Here is a 7,216-nt window from a genome sequence, read left to right as displayed (position 1 = left end):
AGGTGGTGCGCCAGGCGGTTCGCCCGGGCGTTCAGCTCCGCGTAGCTGAGCGCCTCGCCCGCGAAGACGAGCGCCACCGCGTCGGGGCTGCGCCGCGCCTGCGCCTCGAAGAGCTGGTGCACGCACAGCTCGCGCGGGTACGGCGCCTCGGTGGCGTTCCACCTCTCCACCACCTGCTGCCGCTCCTCCTCCGGGAGCATCTCCAGCCCGGCAACCGGCCGCTCCGGCCCGGCCGCCATCTCCTCCAGCACCCGCCGCAGGTAGCCCAGGTAGCGCTCCATCGTGCCCCGGCCGAAGAGCGACGCCGCGTACTGCGCCCCGCCCACGATCCGCCCCTCCGACTCGCCCAGCGAGAGCGACAGGTCGTACTTGGCGCTCACCTGCTCCGCGCCGCCGGCTCCCACCCGCGTGAGGCCCGGCAGCTCAAGCTCGCCCCCGGGCGCATTCTGCCAGGCGAGCGTCACCTGGAAGAGCGGGGTGTGCGCCAGGCTGCGCGCCGGCCGCACCGCCTCGACCACCTGCTCGAAGGGGATGTCCTGGTTCTGCTGCGCCTCCAGCGCGCGCTCCCGCACCCGCTCCAGCAGCTCCGCGACCGTCGGCGCGCCCGAGAGGTCCACGCGCAGCGCCAGCGTGTTCACGAAGAAGCCGATCAGCCCTTCGATCTCCCTCCTGCCCCGGTTGGCCGTGGGCGTGCCCACGACCAGGTCCTCCTGCCCCGAGAGCCGCGAGAGCACCACCGCCCAGCCGGCCAGCAGCGTCATGAACAGCGTCGTCCCCTGCCGCTGCGACAGCACCTTCAGCCCGGCGGTCAGCTCCTCGTCCAGCACCACCCCCAGCGCGGCTCCGGCGAAGTCCTGCTGCGCAGGGCGCGGGCGGTCGGCGGGCAGCTCCAGCAGCTCGGGCGCGCCGGCGAGCGTCCGCTTCCAGTACTCCGCCTGCTGGCGCAGCACCTCTCCCTCCACCCAGCGCCGCTGCCAGACGGCATAGTCGGCGTACTGCACCGGAAGCTCCGGCAGCGGGTCCGCCTCCCCGCTGCGGAAGGCGGCGTAGAGCGCGCTCAGCTCGCGGGTGAACACGCCCATGCTCCAGCCGTCGGCGACGACGTGGTGCATGATCACCTGCAGCGCGTGCTCCTCCTCCCCCAGGCGCACCAGGCACCCGCGGATGAGCGGCCCCCGCTCCAGGTCGAAGAGCGTGCTCCACTCCTGCGAGAGCAGGCGGCGCAGCTCCTCCTCCGGCTCCGCCGCTCCTCGCAGGTCGTGCTCCGCGAGGGGGAACCGGCTCTCTTCGCTCGGGGTGATCCGCTGCACCGGCTCGCCGCCGGCCACTGAGAAGCTCGTGCGCAGCGCCTCGTGCCGCGCCACGATCCGATCCAGCGCCTGCCGCAACGCCGCACGATCCAGCTCCCCCCGCAGCCGCAGCCGCCAGGGGATGTGGTAGGCGTTCCCCAGCCCGCCCATCTGCTCCAGGAACCAGAGCCGCTGCTGCGCGAAGGAGAGCGGCAGCGGCGCGGTGCGCTCCGCCGGCTCGATGGGCGGCAGGTCCGCACGGGCCGCCGCCGCCACGGTGCGCGCGTACTCGGCCAGCACGGGGACGCGGAAGACCTCTCCCAGGGGGACCTCCGCCCCGAGCCGCTGCCGCACCCGCGAGGCCACCTGCACCGCCAGCAGGGAGTGCCCGCCCAGCTCGAAGAAGTGGTCCGAGCGGCCCACCCGCTCCACCTTCAGCACCTCCGCCCAGATCTCCGCCAGCGCCTGCTCCACCTCGCCCTGCGGCGCCTCGTAGCCCCGCCGCGCGTACGCATCCCCCTCCGGCGCCGGCAGCGCCCTCCGGTCCAGCTTCCCGTTGGGCGTCAGCGGCAGCACCTCCAGCCGCACGTACGCCGCCGGCACCATGTACTCCGGCAGCCGCTCCGCGAGGTAGGCCCGCAGGCCGTCCGCTCGCACCTCGTCGGGCCCCGCCCAGTACGCGACCAGCCGCTTCTCCCCTGCGTCGTCCTCCCGGGCCACCACCACGGCCTCGCGCAGGCCCGGGTGCTCCAGGAGCCGCGCCTCGACCTCCCCCAGCTCGATCCGGAAGCCCCGCACCTTCACCTGCGCGTCGTTCCTCCCCAGGAACTCGATGCTCCCGTCCGGCAGCCACCGCCCCTGGTCTCCCGTCCGGTACAGCCGCCCGCCCGGCTCCTTCCCGAACGGATCGGGGACGAAGCGCTCCGCGGTCAGCTCCGGCCGTCCCAGGTAGTCGCGCGCGACGCTCCCCCCGCCCAGGCAGATCTCCCCCGGCGCGCCCACGAGCGCCGCGCTCCCTTCGGCGTCCAGCACGTAGAGCGCGGCGTTGCCGAGCGGACGCCCCACCATCTGCCGCCAGGCCGCTTCCGGGCTGGCGCGGTGTGCCGCGCAGATGATCGTCCCCTCCGTGGGTCCGTAGAGCACGTGCACCTGCGCCGCCGGGAAGACGGCCCGCATCTCCGCCAGCAGCTCGGGAGCGACCGCGTCCCCTCCCACGAAGACGCGCCGCACCGCGGGCAACGTCCCCTCCGGCGCCGCCCGCACCTCCTGGACGATGCGGCGCATCAGCGCCGGGACGGCGTGCACCGCGGTGCACCCGGAGAGCTCCGCCACCAGGCGCGGCACGTCCAGCACCTCCTCGCGCGTGACCAGCCGGACGCCGCTCCCGGCCAGGAGGGGGAGGAGGGACTCGAAGAGCCAGATGTCGAAGGCGAAGCTCGCCAGCGCGTGGACCCGGTCCGTGGGCCCGAAGCCGAACGCCTCGCGCGCCGCGACCAGGGTGGAGACGAGGCTGCCGTGCTCCACGCGCACGCCCTTGGGCCGCCCCGTGGAGCCGGAGGTGTAGATCACGTAGGCCAGGTGCCGGGGCGTGAGCCCCACGCGCCCGCGCTCCGGGTTGGTGCGCGGAGCGCCCGTCCAGGCGGGCTCCTGCGCTCCCACGTCGAGCATGGACGGGCCGGTCCCGGCGAAGCGGTCCTCCAGCGAAGCCCGGGTCAGCAGCACCACAGGCGCGCTGTCCCGGAGCATGTAGCCCAGCCGCTCCTCCGGGTACGAGGGATCGAGCGGCACGTAGGCGCCCCCGGCCTTGAGCACCCCGAACACGCCCACCATCATCTCCGGGCCGGGCTCCAGGCAGATCCCCACCCGCGAGTCCGGCCCCACCCCCAGGTCTCGCAGGTGGTGCGCCAGCTGGTTGGCCCCGGCGTTCAGCTCTGCGTAGGAGAGCGAGCGGTCCCCGCAGAGCAGCGCGGCCGCATCCGGGGTGCGCTCCACCTGTGCCTCGAACAGCTCGTGGATGCAGGGGCCGCCGCCCCTGGCGCCCCAGCCGTGGCCGCCCACGATCTCCAGCAGTGCCGCCTTGTGCTCGCGGAGCTGGCCGACCGTCTCCGGGTCCAGCGCCGCGCGGTTGCCGACGACGCGCAGCTCGCCGTCGTGGACGCGCAGCCGGATCCCGGCCGTGCCGAGCCTTTCCAGGAGGGTGGTGATGGTCACAGCGCGATCTCCACGTTGTCGTTCCAGTCCTCCAGCACCAGCCGCTGCTCTTCCGCGCTCATGAGCGGCAGCCGGCCGACGACCTGTCCATCGTCCCTCACCATCTCCTCCAGAACCCGGCGCAGGTAGCCGAGGTGGCGCTCCACCGTGTCCCTCTCGAAGAGCGCCGTCGCGTACTCCACCCCGCCGACGATCCTCCCCCCGTCCCGCTCCGCGAGAGCGAGCGACAGGTCGAACTTCGCGGTCGACGGCGACGCCGGGCCCGTGGCACCCACCGTGAGGCCCGGCAGCTCCAGCGTACGGGCGGACGTGTTCTGAACCGAGAGCATCACCTGGAAGAGCGGGGTGTGCGACCGGCTGCGAACCGGCCGCACCGCCTCGACCACCTGCTCGAAGGGGATGTCCTGGTTCTGCTGCGCCTCCAGCGCGCGCTCCCGCACCCGCTCCAGAAGCTCCGCGACCGTCGGCGCGCCCGAGAGGTCCACGCGCAGCGCCAGCGTGTTCACGAAGAAGCCGATCAGCCCTTCGATCTCCCTCCTGCCCCGGTTGGCCGTGGGCGTGCCCACGACCAGGTCCTCCTGCCCCGAGAGGCGCGAGAGCACCGCGGCCCAGCCGGCCAGCAGCGTCATGAACAGCGTCGTCCCCCGCCGCTGCGAGAGCGCCTTCAGTCCCGCCGTCAGCTCCCCGTCCAGCTCCAGGCCGACGAACGAGCCCGCGAAGTCCTGCTGCGCGGGGCGCGGGCGGTCGGTGGGCAGCTCCAGCAGCTCGGGCGCACCGGAGAGTGTCCGCTTCCAGTACTCCGCCTGCTGGCGCAGCACCTCTCCCTCCACCCAGCGCCGCTGCCACACCGCGTAGTCCGCGTACTGCACCGCCAGCTCCGGCAGCGGGTCCGCCTCCCCGCTGCGGAACGCGGCGTAGAGCGCGCTCAGCTCGCGGGTGAGCACGCCCATGCTCCAGCCGTCGGAGACGACGTGGTGCATGGCCACCTGCAGCACGTGCTCGTCCTCTCCGAGCCGCACCAGGCACCCGCGGATGAGCGGCCCCCGCTCCAGGTCGAACGGCACGCCCGACTCCTCCGCCATCAGGCGGCGCAGCACCTCCTCGGGCTCCGCCTCGGCGCGCAGGTCGTGCTCCACCAGGGAGAAGCGGCTCTCCTCCAGCGGGGTGATCCGCTGCACCGGCTCGCCGCTGGCCAGGGAGAAGCTCGTGCGCAGCGCCTCGTGCCGCGCCACGATCCGATCCAGCGCCTGCCGCAATGCCGCACGATCCAGCTCCCCTCGCAGGCGCAGCCACCGCTGGACGTGGTAGGCATTCCCGACCCCGCCGAGCCGCTCCAGGAACCAGAGCCGCTGCTGCGCGAAGGAGAGCGGCAGCGGCGCGGTGCGCTCCGCCGGCTCGATGGGCGGGAGGTCCGCGCGGGCCGCGGCCGCGACGCGACGCGCGAGCTCCGCCAGCACGGGGAGGCGGAAGACCTCTCCCAGGGGGACCTCCACCCCGAGGCTCTGCCTGAGCCGCGAGACCACCTGCACGACGCGCAGGGAGTGGCCGCCCAGCTCGAAGAAGTGGTCCTGCCGCCCGACCCGCTCGAGGCCCAGCAGGTCCGACCAGATCTCCGCCAGCGCCTGCTCCACCTTCCCGACCGGCGGATCGTACGTGCGCGCCGGGTAGGCGTCCCCCTCGGGCGCCGGGAGGGCCCTGCGGTCCAGCTTGCCGTTGGGCGTCAGCGGCAGCGCCTCCAGCCGCACGTACGCCGCAGGCACCATGTACTCCGGGAGCCGTTCGAGGAGCTGCGCGCGCAGGCAGTCCACGCCCACCTCCTCCGGGCCCACCCAGTACGCCACCAGCCGCCTCTCCCCGGGCGTATCCTCCCGCGCCGCCACGACCGCCTCGCGCACTCCCGGGTGCGCCAGCAGCGCGGCCTCCACCTCGCCCAGCTCGATCCGGTAGCCCCGCACCTTCACCTGGAGGTCGTTCCGCCCCACCAGCTCCAGCGCAGCGTCCGCCAGCCACCGGCCCAGGTCCCCCGTGCGGTACATCCGTGCTCCGGGCTCGACGCCGAACGGGTCCGGCACGTAGCGCTCGGCGGTCAGCTCCGGCCGGTTCTGGTATCCCGGCCCCACCGGCACTCCGCCGATGTGCACCTCCCCCACCACGCCCGTCGGGACCGGCTCGCCGTGTGGGTCCAGCACGTAGATCCGCCCGTTGGCGATCGGCCGTCCGGCCGGCACCGGCCGGGCGAGGTAGGCCGACAGGTCCGCGGAGAGGCGGTGGTACGTCACGATCCCCGAGCACTCGGTGGGACCGTAGAGGTTGACGAGCGCCGGCCGCAGCTCCGGCAGCTCGAGCAGCTTCCGCGGCTGCGCGGGCTCCCCCACCAGGATCACCAGCCGCATCCCGGCCAGCTCACCACCGTGCGCCGCGTCGACCAGCGCTCCGAACGCCGTCGGGGTCAGGTTCATCATGCTGATCCCGCTCCCGGCGATCTGCTCGACGATGCCGCGCGGGTCGAACGGCTCCGCGGCCAGGTGCAGCTGCCCGCCCGCGAAGAGCGGGGCGAACATGTTCCGGTACGTTCCGTCGAAGCTGTACGACGTGGCGACCAGGACCCGGTCGCTCTCGCCGACACCGAACTCCCGCCCGTACCAGTGGATCAGGTTGAGCGCCTTCGCGTGGACCGTCCAGACGCCCTTGGGACGGCCGGTCGAGCCGGAGGTGTAGGTCACGTAAGCCACGTGCTCCGGCGTCACGCCCACGCGCTCGCGCGAAGGGTTCGTGTCCGGCCCGCCGGCGGGCTCCGCATCGAGGTCGACCACCGCCACTCCGGTCCCCTCGAACAGCCCGGCCAGCGAGCCGCGGGTCAGCAGCGCCGCCGGTGCGCTGTCCTCGAGCATGTACTGGAGCCGCTCCCCCGGGTATTCGGGGTCGAGCGGCACGTAGGTCCCCCCTGCCTTGAGCACTCCCAGGATCGCGACCATCATCGCCAGGCCGCGCTCCACGCAGATGCCCACCCGCGTGTCCGGCCCTACGCCCAGCCCCAGGAGGTGGTGCGCCAGCCGGTTCGCCCGCCGGTTCAGCTCCGCGTACGTGAGCCGCTTGTCCGCGAAGACCACGGCGACCTCGTCCGGGATCCGCTCGGCCTGGGCCTCGAAGAGCTCGTGGATGCACCGGTCTGCCGGGTACGGCGCCGCGGTGTCGTTCCACACCTCCAGCAGCTGGCGCCGCTCCTCCTCCGAGAGCAGCGGCAGGCTGTCCACCGCCCGGTGCTCGTCCGCCGCCATCGCCTCCAGCACGCGGCGCAGGTAGCCCAGGTAGCGCTCTACCGTGGCGCCGTCGTACAGCGACGTCGCGTACTGCGCCCATCCGGCGATCCGCCCGCCCGACTCCCCCAGCGAGAGCGACAGGTCGTGCTTCGCGCTCTCCTGCCGCGCGCCGCCGCCGGCCCGCACCCGCGTGAGGCCCGGCAGCTCCAGCTCGCCCCCGGGCGCGTTCTGCCAGGCGAAGGTCACCTGGAAGAGCGGGCTGTGCGCCAGGCTGCGCGCCGGCCGCACCGCCTCGACCACCTGCTCGAAGGGGACGTCCTGGTTCTGCTGCGCCTCCAGCGCGCGCTCCCGCACCCGCTCCAGCAGCTCCCCCACCGTCGGCGCGCCCGAGAGGTCCAGCCGCAGCGCCAGCGTGTTGACGAAGAAGCCGATCAGCCCCTCGATCTCCCTCCTGCC

2 protein-coding genes are annotated in these 7,216 nt (G+C 73.9%); both read right to left on the bottom strand.

What is annotated here, in order from left to right:
- A partial coding sequence (locus tag VGR37_13420) for an amino acid adenylation domain-containing protein (protein ID HEV2148396.1) occupies nt 1-3,500 on the bottom strand: 3,500 nt, incomplete at its 3' end.
- Nucleotides 3,497-7,216, bottom strand: a 3,720-nt coding sequence (locus tag VGR37_13415) for an amino acid adenylation domain-containing protein (GenBank protein ID HEV2148395.1), incomplete at its 5' end; no start/stop codon positions are given. The genes VGR37_13420 and VGR37_13415, both read right to left, overlap by 4 nt.

Source organism: Longimicrobiaceae bacterium (genome assembly GCA_035936415.1).
Classification (GTDB): Bacteria; Gemmatimonadota; Gemmatimonadetes; order Longimicrobiales; family Longimicrobiaceae; genus JAFAYN01.
The sequence above is the reverse complement of the archived record's forward strand: the minus strand, read 5'-3'. Positions and strand labels throughout refer to the sequence as shown.